Origin of the sequence: Anaerolentibacter hominis (assembly GCF_032380675.1) — a bacterium.
Lineage (GTDB): Bacteria > Bacillota > Clostridia > Lachnospirales > Lachnospiraceae > Anaerolentibacter > Anaerolentibacter hominis.
This window is the reverse complement of sequence record NZ_JAWDIX010000002.1, coordinates 89,084-108,118: the sequence shown is the minus strand read 5'-3', so window position 1 is coordinate 108,118 and position 19,035 is coordinate 89,084. Positions and strand designations below refer to the sequence as shown.

Genomic DNA, 19,035 nt, shown 5'->3' with positions numbered 1-19,035 from the left:
ATACTTAATATAAAGTTGGTATTATGTTGAAAAGGAGTTTTGTATGTATCAGGAAGAACGGCTTTACCATATCATGGGTCTTTTAAAAGAACGCAAGGTCCTGTCCAGAACAGAAATTATGGAGCAGCTGAATATTTCCAGGGATACGGCCCGGAGAGATATACTCAAGCTTGTAGATCAGGGTTTGGTATACCGTACTCACGGCGGAATCACACTTCCTGCCATCCGAACAAGAATCGGCACATACAAAGAACGTCTTTCCATCAATTCGGAATTGAAAATGAAGCTTGGCAAAGCAGCCGCCAAATATATTCATGAAGGCGATTTGTGTTTTCTGGATGTTGCAACAACCATACAGTCGATGTGCCCCTTTATTAATATGAAATCCGATATTTATACCCATTCTATCGACAATGTAGAATTGCTGGCGGACAATCCGCTGCCCTCTGTCCATATCCTGCCGGGAGAACTGAATCGAATCAACCGTTATTTTTTCGGCAGCGAGACGATCACCCATCTCCATGATTTAAATTTTGATGTGGCGTTCTTAGGGGCCGGGGCGTTGACGGAGGAAGGAATCTTTGTCCGTGACAGCGAGGATGCTTATATAAAGAGAGCCGCGGTTGAAAAGGCGGCATTTACCTGTCTGGTATCCGATGCGGAGAAACTGCTGGTACGCAGCACGCACAGAGCGGTTCCGTTAACTAAAATAGATTTACTGATCACCACCCGCCCAATCTCAGCCGAGTTTGAAAAGGCGCTGAAAAAGGCCGGGACCGACCTTGAAATTGTAGAGTCAGACAACTGACTTAGCCCAAACGGCAGATGGAGGCAGCAGTATGACAGAATACAAGCTCATATGCAGTGATGTGGATGGAACTCTGTTGGATTCCACCCTGAATATCATGCCCCGGACAAAACGGATCATCAGAAAAATAGTTGATATGGGTATCCCTTTTGTAATATCTTCCGCCAGAATGCCGGAAAGCATCCGCTCTATTATGGAAAAAATCGGTGTTCGTTCTCCTTCGATCTGTTACTGCGGTGCTCTTGTCCTGGATGAGCACGGCATGCCTCTTGGAGAAACCCCCATTGACGCAGCTGTGGCTGCTGTCTGCTGCAAAATGATTACCCGGGATTTCCCACATATTAACTGCAGCCTTTATTCCGACGATAAATGGCTCGCCAGCCATATGTCGCCTCAGGTCGAACATACCATCAAAGTAACCGGTATCCTGCCTGAATTTGTCCGATTCAGCGAGTTAGATCCGTCCACAAAAATACATAAAATGATGTGCCGTGGGACACAAGAACAGATTACAGAATTGGAAACAGCACTAAAAGGGCAGTTTCCACAGTTAAATATCTGCCAGTCCCATACCACCTGCCTGGAAATCATGTCTTCCAGAGCTTCCAAGGCCGGAGGAATTGAAATTCTATGCCGGCATTACGGAATCACGCCGGCGGAGGTTATCGCTATAGGGGATAATTTCAATGATGCAGAAATGCTCTCCTATGCCGGAATGGGAATCGCCATGGGCAATGCCCCAGCGGAAATCAAACGCATCGCCAATCAAGTCACCACCGGAAATGATGAAGAAGGGATATATATGGCCCTCCGGGAATTGATTGCTGTCTAATTTAGCTTACATCTTATTATTTGCCATCCCAAAAATGGGAATCCAATGCCGCCGGCAGGCTGTCACCAGGCTTACCGGGCAGCGGCAATGGATTCCCATTTTAGCGAGTAAATGCTTTGTATTTGCGAGCTTGCATGGCTCATACCAGTTCATTCATTATCATTCGGCAAATTTTAAATATCATTGATAATTCCTCTTTTTTCGGCTAAAATAAGAATAGAATCCTATATCAGCCGAAAGGAGCGCCGTCATGGAATATATTAAAAGAAGAATGATACGTAATTTTACAGTGATTGATAAATCTCCGCTCAGGCGGGGTACAGGAGCTATTCTATGTATGACGGAACACTTAGGAGCATTCGACAAAGATAATCTAATCATACCGATCGGACTTATTTAAACAAAGTGGGCAAGCCCACCTCAGCTCTGCTGGTCTCAATCTTTGAGTGGCTTGCACGCTTTTCGCGCTGAGCGTAGTCAGCCCCGCTGACTTTCTCCTTTTACGCGAGTACACATAGGAAAGGGATGCTGCCCAAAACGGCAGCATCCCTTTCTTTGATCAGTCGTTCTTCTTCCCGGCCAGATAGTTAATAAACTGCTGCGCGGTACGTCCGGAGATCCCTCCGTGACTCATCTCCCAGCGGTTTGCCTCCAGACAAAGTTCTTCCTCCGACATGGCAATACCATATTTTTTGGCCAGTTCAATAACAATCTTAAAGTATTCCTTCTGGGAAGGCTTGGAGTAGTTGATGGAAATACCAAACCTTGCAACCAGAGACAATTTCTCCTGCATGGTATCCGAGCGGTGCAGTTCATCCTTGGAGATGTCCGAACGGTCCGTCCAGGTCTCACGGATCAGATGACGCCGGTTGGAAGTGGCATAAATCAGCACATTGTCCGGTTTAGTCTCCAGCCCGCCTTCAATCACTGCTTTCAGATACTTATACTCAATCTCGAACTCCTCAAAGGAAAGATCATCCATGTAAATGATAAACCGGTAGTTGCGGTTTTTTATCTTAGAAATAACATTGGACAGATCCTGAAACTGATGTTTAAATATCTCAATCATACGCAGGCCCTGGTCATAGTATTCATTCAGGATTGCTTTGATGCTGGTGGATTTTCCGGTTCCGCTGTCGCCGAAAAGCAGGACGTTATTGGCTCTTCGTCCCTGCACGAAAGCCTCCGTATTCTCCACCAGCTTTTTCTTCTGGATTTCGTAGCCGATCAGATCCGACAGCATGACATCTTCCGTATTGTTGATGGGAAGGAGCTCCAGCGTATCTTCCTCTCTGGATACCCGGAAAGCCTTGTTTAATCCAAACATTCCCACGCCGTATGCTTTGTAGAAATCGGTCACTGCCCGAAAGACCGCTTCCCCGTCCGGCGCATGTTCTATCTGTTCGCTTAAGGCACGTACCTTTTCGCTGACATTTTTATTATAGCGGCGCTCGGTTTTCACAATCGCCTGGTAGTTCTGAATGACGCTGAAACAGTTGATACCAAGTGCTTTCTCAATCGGTCCGAAGTCATAGTCAAAGAGATTTTTAAAAATCGTGAAATCACTGACGGCAAATTGATTTACTGTTCCAACATTGGCCCCGACTTTTTCTGAGGTAAGGGCAAAAGGATTTTCGTTTGTGGCAAGCAGAAACGCCAGATAATTATGCCACAGGTTTTTGTCAAAACCGTATTTTGTGGCCACGTCCAGCAGTAAATGGATCTGCTCGTAAATCCGGGTCGTTAAGTCGGCCGGAATATATTCGCCGCTTTCAAATTCCTCCATAATATCCGCCAGATTCAGCAGAATACTGTTCTCTCCAAAATCTCTGTATATCACTAATTTTGCAACTTCTCGGTACATTTTATTTCTCCATTCCGGAGCATTACGACGGGGCAAAGAGAAATTCGCGAAGGCGATTTCTCTTCTGCCATAAAAGCTATTTGTGATGCTCCGGCACAAATAGCCGATTGAAAAATAAGCTATCGAGCTTATTTTTCAATCTTATATCTCCCCTCCGGTTCCGCCGTACGCAGCTTCTGCGGCACCATTTCTTTGATCCGGTCTCCTACATTCTGTCCGGAGCTTCCATACCCAGCAGTTCAATACAGGTATTAAGCACTGCAACCACCAGACTGATCAGGCCGATCCAGGAATCCTGTTTCTCCTTATCCTCCTCAGCCAGAATCTTGGTTTCATGATAAAACTTATTGAAGGCATTGGACAGCTCATAGATAAACTGACACACCTTATGAGGCGCCTTTTCCTCATAGGCAGATTCTACCATATCATTAAACTTGCTCAGTTCCAGCATAAGAGCCAGTTCACTCTCACTCAGGGCAGCGCTGATTTTCTTCCGGCCAGGTTCCTGTCCGGTTATTTCTCTGTATTTGTTCAGGATGGACTTGATCCGTACAATGGTATACAAAATATAAGGTCCTGTATTTCCCTCAAAGGATGCAAACCGATCGGTATCAAATACATAATCCTTGGATGCCTGGTTGGACAAATCGCCGTATTTCAATGCGGCCACACCCACCTTGGATGCTATCTCTCTGGCTTCCGCCTCCGGCATTTCCCTATTTTCCATAATCTTCTGATAGACAGCCTCATTGATGTCACTGATCAGATGCTCCAGCCGCATCACTCCGCCGTCTCTGGTCTTAAAGGGCTTGCCGTCCCTGCCGTTCATCGTTCCGAATCCCAGGAACTTTAATTCTGCCTCGTCCCGGATAATCTTCGTCTTTTTTGCACAGCGAAAGACCTGTTCAAAGTACAGTTCCTGCCGCTTGTCCACTACATAGAGAATCAGGTCCGGATGAAATAACTTTTCCCGCTCCACGATGGTGGCAAGGTCAGTAGTATTATAAAGAGTGGCCCCGTCCGACTTAAGGATCATACAGGGCGGAATCTCCCTGGTATCTCCCTCTTCTTTTACGTCCACTACAAGGGCGCCTTCGCTCAAATGAGCATACCCTTCTTCCTTCATGTATTTCACCATATCCGGAATATAAGGCTGGGCATCGCTCTCCTTTTTCCATAGGTCAAACTCAACGTTCAGATTTTTATAATTTCTCTTCAGATCATTCACAGATACGTTGATAATATGATTCCACAGCGCCGCATAGCCCCGGTTTCCGTTCTGGAGTTCATAAGTCGCATTGTGCGCTTCTTCCATATACTCCGGATGTTCTTTGGCATACGCGTTGGCAGTGGGATAAATTTCTTCCAGTTCAGCAATGGTAAATGGAGCCTCCGCCGGATACTCTCCTTCAAAAGCAGGATCAAAATAAACCAGTTCCGGCTGGCGTTTTTTCAGCTCTGTGATAATAAGTCCCATCTGAAGGCCCCAGTCGCCCAGATGGACATCTCCTATAACATTGTGGCCGGCGAACCGGCAGATACGCTTGATTGCCTCACCGATAACCGCAGATCTCAGGTGCCCCACATGCAAAGGCTTTGCCACATTCGGGCCGCCATAGTCAATAATAATTGTCTTGGGATGCTCTGCTTTCTCTACACCGTAATGGCCCGATACCTTCATCTTCTCCAGATAGCCGGCCAGAAATTCCGGGTTTATATTCAGATTGATAAATCCCGGCATAATCGCTTTTACGTCCACAAACAGCGGGCTCTCCTCCAGAATCGGAAGTACGTCCTGGGCAATCATAATCGGAGCCTTTTTATATTCTTTTGCCGCCGCAAGGGCGCCGTTGCACTGATACTGGCACAGATCAGGCCGGTTTGATAAAGTTACCGCACCGTATCTGGCGTCATAGCCTTTCGCTGTAAATGCGTTTGTTACTTCTTTCTGCAATAAATCAATTATCTTTTTCATATTACCTCTCAAAGTATCTTTATTTGTTTTCGGCTGCCCGTTAAAAAAAACAACACAAGAGATGCTGCAGGCCGCAGCATCTCTTCTTCATTTTATTAATCTGGTTCTCAGTGGATGTCGCCTTCCCGCGGCATGATCACCGCCGCAATAATATAAGCAACCAATCCGGTTCCGGTACACCCGAACAGAACAAACAGCAGACGAATAATCGTCGGGTCTACATTAAAGTAATCACCGATACCGCCGCATACACCGCACAGCACCTTATTTCGATCAGAACGATATAATCTTTTATCCATGTCTAACTCCCTGCCTTTCTCAATTAGGCTTTACCAATTATTCTGTTTCCACACGAATAGATCCAAGGTTACAGTCTAAATTCAGATTGTGGGCTCTCTCACGGGAATAATTGGACCAATCGTTGCCAAATCCGGAACGTTTATGATTATTTATTATAACATTTCCCATATCACAGTCAACCTGATAATTATAATCGGATTCTCTCCGCGTCAGTTCCAGCTTGATTTCTCCCATATCACAGGATGCTTCCGTTGTCCCGGTCAGATCCCCATCCATCCTTATACTGCCCACGTTGCAATTTAATTCCACATTATTACCGCTGAAATTTTCCAGTTTTGCGGAGCCCACATCCACGCTGATTGACCCTGAATTCCGGACAGTAATATCTTTCCCTTTAAATTCACCGGCGCCGGTTTCCACATTGAGCTGGCCTATATCCATATTCCGGGCTTTTACCGATCCTGCGCCTATGTTGATCTCCACTTCAGCAAGAATCAAATCCTTCGGAACCGTAATCCGAATCTCCGGGGCACGGCCGAGGCGGATAAAAGGCAGTAATCGGAATCCACGGTTCCACTCGGTCTGGGTATCGGATACGTAGAAAACACCGTCTTCCGACCAGACTCGAAAGTCCGATTCTGAGATATAGGATGCACTTACCCTGAACTCATCACCCGATTCAATGATAACTTCTCCCGCATCAATGTCAACTGTCAGCGACTCTGCTGTATTCCTGCCGTAGGACTGCTCAAAGTTCACCAGGTCCACCCTCTTTCCATTGTAGTAATAACTTCTCATTGAGGCACCGAAGCAGTAAGCAATAATAGTAAGTATAATTCCTGCCGCTATGATACACAGTGCCACTTTCACTAACGAGCTGCCTGATTTTTTCATTGTGCCGTCCTCCTTCCGTGAAATAAGCTGCTGATTCCGTTTACTATCCCCCGTATGACTGCCGGTATGGCAGCCGCTACAACCCATACGAACAACCTGGTTGACAGCAGGCCGAGGCCAAGCAGAATCAGGCCGCCGCCTATCAATAATATTCCATTAAACGGCATCACGAATAAACTTGCAAATCCGCCGAATATCAATCCCACTCCCACTGCCAGAAAAACAACCATCAGAATAAAGGAGATTAATATAAAGCAAAACAGTACGGCAAATATGGAAACAAGGATACCCAGACCGGCTCCCAGAAGAGGAAAGCCAACCGGAATCGCAAACATGACAAGCAGGATAATCAAGAGGATCTTTCCAGCCCCCATATTATTGTTCGTTCCCTGTTCTCTCCCTGACTCGCCGTAAGGATGGCTGTCATTCCGGGCACCGGCGTCATGATAGCCGCTGTTTTCCCCTGCTGTGTTCTCTTTATTAGAGCTATGATTCTTCCTGCGTTTATCCTGATCCGCCACCGCATATTTATCCTGCTTGCTGTATGGATCTTCATATCCGGTCTCGGTATACACAATTTCTTCTTCTCTTACATTGCCTTCCAGTTCCGCACGGATTTTTGCCGCCACCCGTGCCGGGGAGATCAATTCCACAATTATGCTCTGTTCGTTCTCAGGACCAGCATCTTCAAAATACCCATCATAGAACTCTATGGCCTCATCTCTCTCCTCTGCGGGAAGATCCTGTAACAGCCGTTTCAGTTCATCTAAAAATTCCACCCTCGTCATCTCATACCACCTCCCCGAACAGTGCATCAATCTTGCTGGAATAGTTTTTCCATTCTGATTTATAGAGAGTTAACTGTGCCTCTCCCTCCGGCGTTATTTTATAGTATCGCCGATTTCTTCCGCCAAATTCCATGTCATAAGTCTCCAGGCAATTGTCCTTCTGAAGCCTTCGCAGCACCGGATAAAGTGTCGACTCGGATACGTCGATTGCCGATCTGACATCCTGGGTAATCTTGTAGCCGTATGTGCCGTTTCTTTCTCTGGCTACAACTGCAAGTACCACCGCATCCAGCAGCGCTGAACCTGTATTAAATATCATAACCCGTCGCCTTCTTCCCTATTTCAATTTCATATATTATTGTTTCTACAATAATACTATATTCCATATAATATTATATGTCAACACATTTTTAATAAATTCAGATAAAAAGAAGACGCCTCCGTCATTTACACCCGAAAACGTCTTCTCTAAAACGAACTATTCATTTACCGCGCAAAATAATACTTCGATCCAGCCTTAAGTTCGACTCCTCTGTACTGCAGCAGTTCTTCTACCGTAACCAGCTGATAGCCGGCCTTGATCAGCTTGGGTATCAGCTTCTCACAGGCATCCGCCGTGGATTCATAAATATCATGCATCAGAATAATATCGCCGTCTTTTACCGTACTGGTGACGGCTTTAACCGTCTTTTTCGCATTTCTGGTCAGCCAGTCTTCCGTATCTACCGACCACATAATAAAGGGGTATTTCACATACTTTTTGACCTTATCGTCCACCGCACCGTAGGGCGGCCTTACCAGTTCGGCCTCCTCACCGGTATACTCCTTCAGCAGTTTATTTGTACTGTTTATTTCCTTCTGCATCTGCTTTTTATTCAGCTTGACCAGAGACTTGTGACTGTATGTATGGCTTCCAATGTCACAGCCCATTTCCTTCATTCTCTTTAAGGTATCCTGCTCATTCTTAAGTCTGGAACCCAGAACAAAGAAGGTAGCCCGGCTGTCATATTCTTCCAGGACGTCCAGAATCCGGTTTGTCACTTTAGAATAAGGTCCGTCATCAAAGGTCAAAGCGATCATGGGTTTATCCGGATCAATTACTCTCTCTGTTTCTGGTGCTTTCCCGTCTTCCGCATCTGTATCGTCGTCGGACACTGCAAACAGCCCCACATACTCCGTATTCAAAAATGCCGTTGTCTCCCGGACCGGTATAGCGACTTCAATATCTTCTTGAATCGATTCACTCAGACTTCCTCCCGGAAACAGCAGCACGGCCTGCGTTTCCCCGGACTCGGATCGAAAATAAACCATCTGAAAATTTTCTTCTCTGGGCGCAATCTTTTCAAGGACAGTTTTTTCCTCTGCAGCAGCCGTGTAGGTTCCGCTGTTTTCCAGATAGCTCTTGGTCCTGTCCGCAAAAAGCTCCCAAACCGTATCGCCGAACATATCCCCGGCACTGATTTCCTGCTTTGTATCTTCCAGATACAGATAAGTCTTTACTACCCGGACTGCCGTATCTTCTTCCGTCAGGTTAAACACTGCGGTAAGCCGAATCGAAAGCAGCCTGCTGCCGGCGCGGTAAACCTCAGGGGTGATCTGCGCCTGAATATCCTCTGCCGCCGGGTCACGATAACCGGCCTGCGCCAGAAATACCTTCGCCGCCAAAATCTGAAAACTGCGGTTTATCTTCCCGTCTATCTCTGCATCGCCGGTAACTTCCAGTTCCGGTGCATACCCCATACTGACCGCATAGGCAGCAAGCAAATCCTCGTCATTTCCCTCCAGAAGAAGTGCCGCCTGCTTCTTATTCAATTCTTCCGCCCCCGCAGATTTCACTTCCTGATCATTCTTCAAAACCCGTGGGAACAAAAAGATGGCCGCAGCGATAAATACCGCGGAAAGCAGCACAGCAAGCACTACCATCCGATTTCTGTTGTTTTTTCTCTTATAGCTCTGTATCATTTGTATTCCTCTGACATCTTTCTATCATAACCGTACCGTCCTGAAACACCGGGACAGTACTTGTATCAGCTTCCTAAAGTATATATTATATTAGATAAAATTCGACAACACAACCCTGCCTTTCCGGTTTCTTTCTTAAGTTTCCTTAATATTCCGGGCACGTCAGCCCGGAGCCGATAAAGAAAACACCCTCTCTTGTTTCTGACTATACATCATATTTGAAACAAACTTGTATCCAGGCCCGGTATAAATCAATGATTCCATATACCAGCCCGTCCTGCAGAAATAACAATCAGGGCGCCGGAATCCGGCGCCCCTTTTTTTCTGTTTCTATCTTCTGGTCTTCCTGGTCTGTATCCAGAATTCAACCGGCAGGATCAGCTTCCTCGGAGTAAACCTGGAACCGACCGCAAGTAGCTTGGTGGAAAGCCCCGGAATAATAACTTCTTCCCCCCTGAACATTCCTTTTACGGCCGCATTCGCGCATCGTCCTGCACTCATAGACGGCAGGCTGAAATCACTCCCCGCCACATGATTAAATTCCGTATGAACCGGTCCCGGGCACAGAACGGATACACGAACTCCCCGTCCCTGTCTTTTCAGCTCATAATTAGCGGAAACCGACATCTGGTACAGGTAAGCCTTCGTCGCCCCATATACCGCCATCATCGGACAAGGCTGCAATCCTGCCACACTGGCCACATTCAGAATATAGCCCCTCTTCATCCTTCTCATAAACAAATGCGTCAGAATCTGCGGCGCCATTACATTCGTCCGGATCATATCCAGTTCTTCCCGCAGGGGAATCGAATCCAGAACTCCCAGCTTGCCAAAACCGGCGTTGTTCACCACCACTCTCACCGGATAAGACCGGCAGGCCTTATACAGAGCCAGACAGCTGCTTTCCCTGGACAGATCATATTCCATCACTTCCACGTTCACATGGTAATTCTTCTGAAACTTCTGCTTCAGCGCGATCAGCTTGTCTTTTCTTCGGGCGGCAAGGATCAGATCCATTCCCCGCTCCGCCAGTTCCCTGGCAATCTCTGCCCCGATACCGCTGGAGGCTCCGGTAACCAATGCATACATTTTATTCTTCCTTCTCCGTGTCATCTACATTGTCTGCGGCTTCGGCCCCATCTGTTTCCGGTGCATCCGCCCCGGAATTTTCTTCAATAGCCGGCGTATCCGCTTCCGGATTTTTCTTTACCTGTGCTTCCGGGTCCAGGTTATCTTCCTCACTGTCCCAGCCAAACACTTCATCCTCAAATTTATTTGTCCTGGTATATTTAATATAATCCCGGATCGTAATAAAGAGGAGCCACACTGCAAATGCCATAAAAAGCGCGCCGCCGATCAGGCTGACCATCTTTTCCTGGTTCTGTGTTGCCCGGGCACCATTTAACAGCAGCTGAACCGCAGTATAGCCGATATAGCCCCCTGCTATGATTTTAATAATGTAATAGTTCTGAGACTGAAACCGTTTTTTCTTTTCTTTATTTTCCGCCATGTCTCCCTGAGATTCCTTTCTTTTGCATATTCAAGTACGCCTCGGCGTACTTGAAGCGAGCCGCACGTCATGCTTTGCATGACATAATACATCTGTGCGGCTCTGCAATCCGCCGGAGGCTTTATCTTGGAAGGAGACTGGGCTCCCACCAAGACGATTTTGTTATTTACTCACCACCTATTGAGGGGGAGTCTTATCTGCTTCCATGATAACTAATTCAAAAGTATACCACATATCAGCCGTTTTGCAAATATGGTATGAGCATAGTACCATACTGCTTTTGACATCCTAATTATAAGAATCATAAAAGTCCGCTATCCTTTCCATCAGTTCCTGGTCCAGGTCAAACATCGCTTTTTTATCCAGATTCTGCTCCATATACTCCGTCCGTTTTTCAGGAGTGAACCCATCTCCCAGGGACTCGCCATATGTATCCATAGCTTCATAAAATGTATCCCGGTACCGCATAGAATCCTGTGAGTAATAAACATAATTATGCCCTCTGTCCCCGGGCCGTATAAACCGGAAACGGGGAGAATCCGCATATTTCTTATAGTAGATATCGATGCCATTTTGCACCGGCACCGTATCGTCATCCTCACTGTGCAGAATCATAACTCCGGCGTCGGAACACGAAAAACCGTCCATACAGGTATAGGATGCATACTTTCCAAATTTTATATGCTCATAAGCTGAAACATAGGGGATCAGCAGGCCGATTCCTTTTCCGATAATTTTCTCCCCTTCGCTCCGGATCATATCCATAGATTTGTTAAACCCTGACACAGACACAACCGCTTTCATATCCGGGTGGACACACAGAACACTGCCCACAGAATACCCGCCCCAGCTGTGGCCGAATAACATGACCGGCAGATCCTTCCAATCCTCGTTCTGCTTTACATATCGGATTGCATAATCCAGGTCAATGATTCCCTGCGGCAGCCCTCTTACGGAATCGCCCTCACTTTCGTCATTCCCTGTGACATCATAGGCAAATACAAAATATCCCCGGGAAGCAAAATAATCGGCTACATCCATATAAGAGTTATGCCCGCCTCCGCCCAATCCATGTGCCATGACAATAATGCCTCTGGCAGGTTCCCCGTTCTTAGAGTAAATATACCCTGCCAGCTGCTGTCCCTGCCCGGACACAAAAGTACAGTTTTTTACATCCAGGCCTTCAAATTCATCCGCACTGCGCATTCTTGGCCCATAGCTTGTATAGCGGCTTCCAAAATTACTTTCATAGATAAAAACAGCCAGCGCGGCCGGAATAATAATTAACACCAAAACTGCTGCAATAATACCCACTGTCAAAAACCTCTTTGTCTTCCTCTTCAAACTCTCCCTCTCCCCAGAGAAACTGTTCCGATTCTCTCTTCTCTCTGTATATATTGTAGCATAACCCGTTACTCTGCGCCAAAGAAAAAGGGGCGGAAATTCCGCCCCTTCCCAATGTCATTTTATATTTTACCAGATGCCCTGTGCCATCATAGCCTCTGCAACCTTTTCAAATCCGGCGATATTGGCGCCTACAACATAGTCACCCTTAAATCCATATTTTTCCGCCGCGTCATTCAGGTTATGGAAGATGTTAACCATAATGCCCTTTAATTTCGCATCTACTTCTTCAAAGGACCAGCTCAGCCTTTCGCTGTTCTGGCTCATTTCCAGAGCAGAAGTAGCCACGCCGCCTGCATTGGCTGCTTTTCCCGGAGCAAATAATACGCCGTGCTCCTTCAGGTATTCGGTTGCCTCCAGTGTGGTAGGCATGTTAGCGCCCTCTGCCACTGCGGTACAGCCGTTCTCAACCAGCATTTTAGCATCGTCCAGAAGCAGTTCATTCTGGGTTGCGCATGGAAGAGCGATATCACATTTCACACTCCAAACACCTCTGCCCTCATGATACTCCGCATCCGGTCTGTAGTTTTTATATTCTGTCAGTCTTGCGCGTTTTACTTCTTTAATCTCCTTCAGGGCAACCAGATCAATGCCTTCCGGATCGTAAACCCAGCCGGTAGAATCACTTACTGTCACAACCTTAGCGCCCAGCTCTGTCGCCTTCTGAGCCGCATATATTGCTACATTTCCCGCACCTGAGATACATACCGTCTTACCTGCGATGTCGATCCCATTACATTTTAACATCTCGGCAGTCAGATAGAGAAGGCCGAAACCAGTCGCCTCTTTACGGGCCAGAGAACCGCCATAAGAAAGGCCCTTGCCGGTCAGAACACCCTCATAGGTTCCCTTTATCTTTTTAAACTGTCCATACATATATCCGATTTCTCTTGCACCGGTTCCAATGTCCCCAGCCGGAACATCCACATCCGCCCCGATGTATTTATAAAGTTCTGTAATAAAGCTGTTGCAGAACGCCATAACCTCACGGTCGGATTTTCCCTTCGGATCAAAATCAGAGCCGCCCTTGCCTCCGCCGATCGGGAGTCCGGTCAGAGAATTCTTGAAAATCTGCTCGAAACCAAGGAATTTGATAATACCAATGTTAACAGAAGGATGCAGACGGATACCTCCCTTATACGGTCCGATTGCATTGTTGAACTGCACACGATAGCCGGTATTCACCTGAACCTGTCCCTTATCATCTACCCACGGAACTTTAAATTTAATCTGACGGTCCGGCTCTGTAATTCTTTCAAGAACTGCTTCTCTTCTGTACTTTTCCTCATTTGCTTCTACAACAGGCCGCAAAGAATTCAAAACCTCTTTTACCGCCTGATGAAATTCCGGCTCACCCGGATTCTTGTCAATTACACGCTGTAATACCTCATCTACGTAGCCCATTTCAATCTCCTCAATTCCTTTTAAAATTTACCATGTGCATTCCTTTCTTCTTTTACTGCTTTACATTCGGAAAGGAAATGCCCTGTTAACTTTTATAATTATAGTATATCGCCCCTGACTGCACAAGCCAAAACTTAGCAAACCACCGCATTTTGTTAAATTTATACAATAGTACCCTTTGCAAATATGGCGTTTCCTTTCGATTCTTTCGCCATTGCTTAAGAATCTTAAGTATTTTTCTACCCCTGTATTTTATTCCGTTCCACTAATTATGCAGTTTTATAAATTAATATACAGTCAAAAAAACGGACAAACCGTTCATTCCCGACGGCTTGTCCGATATTTTTCATCTTTATCCCAGTCCATAAAGAGTATGCTTTAGTCGTTTATTGCTCTGGGAAGGTTCCATTGATAATGGCTTGCCAGAAGCCGGATTACAACCACCAGCACTGCTCCGGTCACCATTGCCCAGTCCGGTGTCAGCCTGTTCCAGAGCAGCATACAGGCCAGGGCCCCCGCGATGGAAGCACTTGCATATACGTGCTTTCTGAGAACAGTAGGCGTAAGTCCAGCCATAATGTCTCTCAAAATGCCTCCGCCCACGCCGGTTGTCACTCCAAGAATCATTACCATGACATGGTAATCGGCAAATCCGGCATCCATACAGGTATTAATCCCGATTACAGTAAACGCTCCCAGCCCTACTGCATCCAGGACATTCATCGTCCGCTCCCAGTGCGGCGGAACGGTATTTTCCGCTCCCTTTCTGCAAAAGCGCACCAGAAAGAACAGCAGAAGCACCGTGATACAGGCAGTCAGAAGATATACCGGCTTCTGAAAAACATAGGGCGGCCTGACACCTAATATGATGTCCCGCATCAGGCCTCCGCCTACCGCGGTAACTCCGCCCAGAATCAAAATACCCAGAAGATCCAGCTTCTGCTTGATTGCCACCATTCCGCCTGAAAAGGCAAACGCGGCCGTACCGATCAATTCGATTATGAATACAAATGACATGCCGGCACCTCCTGTCCTGTCAGGGTTTCACCAGATCAGCAGAGAATGGTCCTTATCCGCCTGATATCTTCCTGAAGAACTTCTTCGGCCTCGTTAAATTTCTTGTTCCTCACCAGGCGGATCAGGCGCATATGCTGACCGTCCCCCTCGGAGACCTCAACCTTCCTCCAGGTATCCCAATATTCCTGCACATAAGCCCTGGTCAGTATCTTAAAGCTCTTTTCCACCTGCTCGTAAATATAGCGGTTATAATAAAAGGAAACCAGCTTCAAATGAAAATCGATATTGCCATTCCAGTGATACCACATGTCGGCATTCTCCGGAATATTGTGGGCCTTCATAGCCAGAAGCTCCAGATCGGAAAGTTCCTCCTCAGTCAATTTGCTGCCAATCTGCCTGAAACAGTAGAGTTCCAGACCCAGCCTGAAATCTACGATTTCGCGTATCGTATCCGTCGTCAGACGAATTACCTCATATCCGCACCGCGGAATACTGCGGAATACTCCTTCGTTGCACAGACTGATCAGCGCATCTCTCACAGGAGATTTGCTCACCTGGTATTTCTCAATCAAAGATTTTTCTGTCAAAATCTGACCCGGCCGTACAGTGCCGTTCAGCATATCCTGCATAAGCGAATCATAAACTTTTTTCTTTAACGACGACTCTTCCTGCATCCTGTCCTCCTGTCTGGGGTCTTACCAGGCAAATTATGTCACTATATCAATTCATCCAGAGTTCTGAGCGCCCTTATATAGATCTGAAGCCCATCTATCAGCCGGCCAACACGGATAAACTCATCCGGCTGATGGCCGCCTCCCCTTCCGGCCGGGAAAATCGGCTTTTCATCCGGAATTCCAGGGCCAAATCCAATAGCATTTTTCAATTTTCTGGAATAAGTTCCTCCGCCCATCGTATAGGGCTTAAGGTCAGCTCCGAGCACCTCGTTGGATATATCACAGAGCGCCCTTACCACCGGATTATCTACCGGCTGATAGGCAGGACCATTGTTCTCGATATCTTCCAGTTCAAAATTCCAGCCCGCAAAGAACTGTTTCAGCGCCTCAATCATCTTCTCCTGATCTGTTGTCACGGGATATCTGAGATTGAATTTAGTCAGCATTTTTCCGTTTTCTACACGTACCACAGAACAGGTATGGGTCATCCTGCCGGACTCCTTGTCCTCATAAGGGACATCAATAGAAGCACCGTAATAGTCCTCACAGACACGTGCGATAAAAGAAACAGCATTTTTTGCAGCGCCAGATACCAGATCTGCCTTAAGAAGCGCTCTTGCCACCACGCCGTTTGCATTCACGGAATCCTCCGGAAATGCGGCATGTTTGCTCATACCTCTGCCCGTTATCACAAGGCAGTTGTCCCGTTTCTCTGCGCTGATCCCTTCACAGTCCGCAAGAATCGCAATTGCTTTGTCCTGATCCTCACATCTTACAACAGCATATGCCTCTCCCGGAATGGTATTTGACACCTCCCCGCCGCAGAAGTCTGCCAGTTCAGATCCTGCAACATCAGAAACTGCCATAAGCTCCAGGATTCCTTTTTCCCCATAGCACACAGGGAAATTGACGTCCGGCACGAGAGAAAAGTCCGGCATCGGATAGTGCTCTCTCCAATATTTAATATCATCCATTCCCTTTTCTTCACAGCATCCGAAATAAAGGGTAATGTTATCCTTCAGCTTCACTCCGGTTTCCTTCAAAAACCGCAGTGCGTACAAGCTCATGATAGCAGGGCCCTTGTTATCGCTGACCCCTCTGCCGATCAGATAACCATCCTTTTCCACCGCATTATAAGGTTCATACTCCCAGCCCGTTCCTTCCGGCACTACATCGGCATGAGCAAAGATTCCAATTGTCTTTTTTCCTTCTGTCCCCTTTAACGTGGCACTTCCCATGTAATCCTCGTAATTACAGGTTTCAAATCCATAGCCTTCCGCCAGTTTGAGCAAATGATCCAGCGCCTTTTTGCATCCGGTTCCAAAAGGATACCCGCCTTCTCCATATTCTGCCACACTCCGGATATTTACCACATCAATGATATCCTTCACCATCTCAGCCTGGTGATCTGCGATCCAGCTTTTCATCTCTTCTGAACACATACTTTGACTCATGATACCTTCCCCTCCTGTTTATCCTGCCATAAATCTGGCCTGAATACAAGAGATTCGCCTGCCAGCGAATCTCTTTTTTTACATTATACCATCCTGAAGCGTTCTGGCTTTTATTTATCGAGCAGATGACAGGCCGCATAGTGTCCCGGCGCCACTTTTCGAAGCTCAGGAGCTTCGCTCATACATCTCTCCGTCGCATACTGGCATCTGGTATTAAACCGGCAGCCATGAGGCGGGTTGAAAGGACTCGGCACTTCACCCTTTAATATAATCCGGTCCATCTTGTGGTTGACATCCGCCACCGGAATCGCAGACAAAAGTGCCTTTGTATAGGGGTGAAGCGGATTCTCATAGAGTTCCGTCTTATCGGTAAACTCAACAATTTTTCCCAGGTACATAACCGCGATTCTGTCGCTGATGTACTTGACAACACTTAAGTCGTGGGAAATAAACATGTAGGTTAATCCCATCTTTTCCTGAAGATCGCTCATCAGGTTCAGTGTCTGCGCCCGAACTGATACATCCAGGGCGGAAACAGGTTCATCACACACTACAAACTCCGGTCTCAGGATCAGCGCTCTTGCTATTACGATTCGCTGTCTCTGACCGCCGGAAAACTCGTGGGGATACCGGTGCAGCTGTTCCTGGCTTAAGCCCACATAACTCATGATCTCTTTCACCTGCTCCAGCTTTTCTGCCGAAGTACCGATATGGAAAGAATCCAGCGGCGCCCGGATCAACTCACAGACCGTCATCCTGGGATTTAAGGAAGCATATGGGTCCTGGAAGATGATCTGCATCTTTTTTCTCATATCCCGCATTGCTTTTTTCTTATAGGTAGAGATATCAGTATTCTCGAAGATAACCTTGCCTTCCGAGGGTTCGATCAGCCGGAGTATGGAACGTCCAAGCGTGGACTTGCCGCAGCCGGACTCTCCTACGATTCCCACCGTCTCCCCTTTATAAATATCCATTGTCACATCTTCCACTGCCTTAACCATCCGTTTCGGCTTGCCGGACATGGTCTTGGAAGCGACAAAGAACTTGCTCAGGTGATCAATCTGTACCAGCTTTTCTCTTTCACTCATCCTGATCCCCTCCCTTATCTTCATACTTCCAGCAGCTTACCTGACTTCCGTTCACGGCAAACAACGGCGGCTGTTCCTCATGGCACCGCTTATCCGCCTCTTCACAGCGGGTACAGAACCGGCAGCCCTCCGGCATATCCCGAAGGCTGGGAACGGAGCCTTTAATGGTAAAGAGCCGCTCATCATCGCTCTGCGTCAGCTTCGGTATAGAAGCTAACAGCCCCTTTGTATAAGGATGAAGCGGACGTTCAAAAATACTCTCTGTATCTGCATATTCGACAACCTTGCCTGCATACATAACCATGATATGGTCAGCCATCTCGGCCACAACGCCCATATCATGCGTAATCAGCATGATTGATGTATTCGTATTTTTTTTCAATTCCTTCATCAGCTCCAGAATTTGTGCCTGTATCGTCACATCCAAAGCTGTTGTAGGTTCATCGGCGATTAATAATGACGCATTGCAGGACAATGCCATGGCAATCATGACACGCTGCCGCATACCGCCGGATAACTGGTGAGGATATTCTTTCATCCTCTGCTCCGGTGAAGGGATTCCCACTTTCACCAGCATTTCCACCGCCCTGTTCCAGGCGTCCTTTTTTGACATCTTATTGTGCACGGTAATCGTTTCAATTAATTGATTCCCAACTGTTAAAACCGGGTTTAACCCAGTCATGGAATCCTGAAATATCATGGCGATCTCATTGCCGCGGATCTTTCTCATTTCTTTTTCCGTCTTTTTCAGCAGATCTACGCCTTTAAATATGACTTCGCCTTCTGCAATCTTTCCTGACGTGGCAGGGATCAGCCTCATTATGGACATGGAAGTAACACTTTTGCCGCAGCCGGATTCGCCGACAATTCCCAATACTTCACCCTGTTTTATCGTAAAATTGACATCATCGATCGCCGTTACAATGCCGTTTTTCGTATTAAATTGTGTTTTTAAGTGTTTTACCTCAACCAGACTTTCCGGATTCCCGGACTGTCCGCCTTGCATCCTGTTTTCAGCCATGTTCAGACCTCACTTCCAGCCAATTTCTCCCGCACGCTTT

The 19,035-nt window shown here is 46.9% G+C and carries 19 protein-coding genes; 3 read left to right on the top strand and 16 right to left on the bottom strand.

Annotation, left to right across the window (positions count from 1 at the left end; genetic code table 11):
• The first annotated feature begins 43 nt into the window (after positions 1-43).
• From ABCW47_RS09695 to ABCW47_RS09685, 3 genes are all read left to right on the top strand, one after another.
• Entirely contained in the window at positions 44-808 is a 765-nt protein-coding gene (locus ABCW47_RS09695; protein WP_343209725.1) for a DeoR/GlpR family DNA-binding transcription regulator, read from the top strand.
• A gap of 31 nt (positions 809-839) precedes the next feature.
• Positions 840-1,640 carry a Cof-type HAD-IIB family hydrolase gene (locus ABCW47_RS09690; RefSeq protein ID WP_343209724.1) on the top strand — a complete coding sequence of 267 codons (801 nt, stop codon included), beginning with the start codon at positions 840-842 and terminating at the stop codon, positions 1,638-1,640.
• A 250-nt stretch (positions 1,641-1,890) separates the two neighbouring features.
• Positions 1,891-2,040, top strand: coding sequence for a hypothetical protein (locus tag ABCW47_RS09685; protein ID WP_343209723.1), 150 nt, complete (start codon positions 1,891-1,893; stop codon positions 2,038-2,040).
• Between the two features lie 159 nt (positions 2,041-2,199).
• Here the strand turns inward: ABCW47_RS09685 and ABCW47_RS09680 are convergent, their stop codons facing one another.
• The 16 genes from ABCW47_RS09680 to ABCW47_RS09605 form a co-directional block, all read right to left on the bottom strand.
• A complete protein-coding gene (locus ABCW47_RS09680) occupies positions 2,200-3,504 on the bottom strand; it encodes an ATP-binding protein (RefSeq protein ID WP_343209722.1) in 1,305 nt (434 codons plus the stop codon).
• A 205-nt stretch (positions 3,505-3,709) separates the two neighbouring features.
• Positions 3,710-5,479 carry an arginine--tRNA ligase gene (argS, locus tag ABCW47_RS09675; RefSeq protein ID WP_343209721.1) on the bottom strand — a complete coding sequence of 590 codons (1,770 nt, stop codon included), beginning with the start codon at positions 5,477-5,479 and terminating at the stop codon, positions 3,710-3,712.
• A gap of 107 nt (positions 5,480-5,586) precedes the next feature.
• Positions 5,587-5,778, bottom strand: coding sequence for a PspC domain-containing protein (locus ABCW47_RS09670; protein ID WP_343209720.1), 192 nt, complete (start codon positions 5,776-5,778; stop codon positions 5,587-5,589).
• A 37-nt stretch (positions 5,779-5,815) separates the two neighbouring features.
• Positions 5,816-6,673 (bottom strand): DUF4097 family beta strand repeat-containing protein, encoded by an 858-nt coding sequence (locus ABCW47_RS09665; RefSeq protein ID WP_343209719.1) that lies wholly within the window; start codon positions 6,671-6,673, stop codon positions 5,816-5,818.
• Positions 6,670-7,461: a DUF1700 domain-containing protein gene (locus tag ABCW47_RS09660; protein ID WP_343209717.1), complete on the bottom strand. Its 792-nt coding sequence runs from the start codon at positions 7,459-7,461 to the stop codon at positions 6,670-6,672. Before ABCW47_RS09660 ends, ABCW47_RS09665 begins: the two co-directional genes overlap by 4 nt.
• A gap of 1 nt (position 7,462) precedes the next feature.
• Complete coding sequence (locus ABCW47_RS09655) at positions 7,463-7,780, bottom strand: PadR family transcriptional regulator (protein ID WP_343209716.1); 318 nt, start codon at positions 7,778-7,780, stop codon at positions 7,463-7,465.
• 167 nt (positions 7,781-7,947) lie between these two features.
• Positions 7,948-9,423 carry a polysaccharide deacetylase family protein gene (locus ABCW47_RS09650; RefSeq protein ID WP_343209715.1) on the bottom strand — a complete coding sequence of 492 codons (1,476 nt, stop codon included), beginning with the start codon at positions 9,421-9,423 and terminating at the stop codon, positions 7,948-7,950.
• Positions 9,424-9,753: 330 nt separating this feature from the next.
• A complete protein-coding gene (locus ABCW47_RS09645; protein ID WP_343209714.1) occupies positions 9,754-10,512 on the bottom strand; it encodes an SDR family NAD(P)-dependent oxidoreductase in 759 nt (252 codons plus the stop codon).
• 1 nt (position 10,513) lies between these two features.
• Positions 10,514-10,933, bottom strand: a complete 420-nt coding sequence (locus tag ABCW47_RS09640) for a hypothetical protein (protein WP_343209713.1) — start codon at positions 10,931-10,933, stop codon at positions 10,514-10,516.
• A 288-nt stretch (positions 10,934-11,221) separates the two neighbouring features.
• Positions 11,222-12,277, bottom strand: a complete 1,056-nt coding sequence (locus ABCW47_RS09635; RefSeq protein WP_343209712.1) for an alpha/beta hydrolase family protein — start codon at positions 12,275-12,277, stop codon at positions 11,222-11,224.
• Positions 12,278-12,406: 129 nt separating this feature from the next.
• Positions 12,407-13,741, bottom strand: coding sequence for an NADP-specific glutamate dehydrogenase (gdhA, locus tag ABCW47_RS09630; protein WP_343209711.1), 1,335 nt, complete (start codon positions 13,739-13,741; stop codon positions 12,407-12,409).
• A gap of 378 nt (positions 13,742-14,119) precedes the next feature.
• Positions 14,120-14,758 carry a trimeric intracellular cation channel family protein gene (locus tag ABCW47_RS09625; RefSeq protein ID WP_343209710.1) on the bottom strand — a complete coding sequence of 213 codons (639 nt, stop codon included), beginning with the start codon at positions 14,756-14,758 and terminating at the stop codon, positions 14,120-14,122.
• A gap of 35 nt (positions 14,759-14,793) precedes the next feature.
• Positions 14,794-15,432, bottom strand: a complete 639-nt coding sequence (locus tag ABCW47_RS09620) for a GntR family transcriptional regulator (RefSeq protein ID WP_343209709.1) — start codon at positions 15,430-15,432, stop codon at positions 14,794-14,796.
• 41 nt (positions 15,433-15,473) lie between these two features.
• Positions 15,474-16,886, bottom strand: coding sequence for a Sapep family Mn(2+)-dependent dipeptidase (locus tag ABCW47_RS09615; RefSeq protein WP_343209708.1), 1,413 nt, complete (start codon positions 16,884-16,886; stop codon positions 15,474-15,476).
• A gap of 110 nt (positions 16,887-16,996) precedes the next feature.
• Positions 16,997-17,974 (bottom strand): ABC transporter ATP-binding protein, encoded by a 978-nt coding sequence (locus ABCW47_RS09610; RefSeq protein ID WP_343209707.1) that lies wholly within the window; start codon positions 17,972-17,974, stop codon positions 16,997-16,999.
• The gene (locus tag ABCW47_RS09605; RefSeq protein ID WP_343209706.1) at positions 17,967-18,995 is read right to left on the bottom strand and encodes an ABC transporter ATP-binding protein; all 1,029 of its coding nucleotides are present in this window, start codon (positions 18,993-18,995) and stop codon (positions 17,967-17,969) included. Before ABCW47_RS09605 ends, ABCW47_RS09610 begins: the two co-directional genes overlap by 8 nt.
• Positions 18,996-19,035: the final 40 nt, after the last annotated feature.

Coding starts and splice junctions, on each gene's coding strand:
- ABCW47_RS09690 (WP_343209724.1), top strand. CDS start 840: ATGACAGAATACAAGCTCATATGCAGTGATGTGGATGGAACTCTGTTG.
- ABCW47_RS09680 (WP_343209722.1), bottom strand. CDS start 3,504: ATGTACCGAGAAGTTGCAAAATTAGTGATATACAGAGATTTTGGAGAG.
- ABCW47_RS09640 (WP_343209713.1), bottom strand. CDS start 10,933: ATGGCGGAAAATAAAGAAAAGAAAAAACGGTTTCAGTCTCAGAACTAT.
- ABCW47_RS09605 (WP_343209706.1), bottom strand. CDS start 18,995: ATGGCTGAAAACAGGATGCAAGGCGGACAGTCCGGGAATCCGGAAAGT.
- ABCW47_RS09695 (WP_343209725.1), top strand. CDS start 44: ATGTATCAGGAAGAACGGCTTTACCATATCATGGGTCTTTTAAAAGAA.
- ABCW47_RS09610 (WP_343209707.1), bottom strand. CDS start 17,974: ATGAGTGAAAGAGAAAAGCTGGTACAGATTGATCACCTGAGCAAGTTC.
- ABCW47_RS09650 (WP_343209715.1), bottom strand. CDS start 9,423: ATGATACAGAGCTATAAGAGAAAAAACAACAGAAATCGGATGGTAGTG.
- ABCW47_RS09685 (WP_343209723.1), top strand. CDS start 1,891: ATGGAATATATTAAAAGAAGAATGATACGTAATTTTACAGTGATTGAT.
- ABCW47_RS09625 (WP_343209710.1), bottom strand. CDS start 14,758: ATGTCATTTGTATTCATAATCGAATTGATCGGTACGGCCGCGTTTGCC.
- ABCW47_RS09620 (WP_343209709.1), bottom strand. CDS start 15,432: ATGCAGGAAGAGTCGTCGTTAAAGAAAAAAGTTTATGATTCGCTTATG.
- gdhA (WP_343209711.1), bottom strand. CDS start 13,741: ATGGGCTACGTAGATGAGGTATTACAGCGTGTAATTGACAAGAATCCG.
- ABCW47_RS09655 (WP_343209716.1), bottom strand. CDS start 7,780: ATGATATTTAATACAGGTTCAGCGCTGCTGGATGCGGTGGTACTTGCA.
- ABCW47_RS09660 (WP_343209717.1), bottom strand. CDS start 7,461: ATGACGAGGGTGGAATTTTTAGATGAACTGAAACGGCTGTTACAGGAT.
- ABCW47_RS09615 (WP_343209708.1), bottom strand. CDS start 16,886: ATGAGTCAAAGTATGTGTTCAGAAGAGATGAAAAGCTGGATCGCAGAT.
- ABCW47_RS09670 (WP_343209720.1), bottom strand. CDS start 5,778: ATGGATAAAAGATTATATCGTTCTGATCGAAATAAGGTGCTGTGCGGT.
- argS (WP_343209721.1), bottom strand. CDS start 5,479: ATGAAAAAGATAATTGATTTATTGCAGAAAGAAGTAACAAACGCATTT.
- ABCW47_RS09645 (WP_343209714.1), bottom strand. CDS start 10,512: ATGTATGCATTGGTTACCGGAGCCTCCAGCGGTATCGGGGCAGAGATT.
- ABCW47_RS09665 (WP_343209719.1), bottom strand. CDS start 6,673: ATGAAAAAATCAGGCAGCTCGTTAGTGAAAGTGGCACTGTGTATCATA.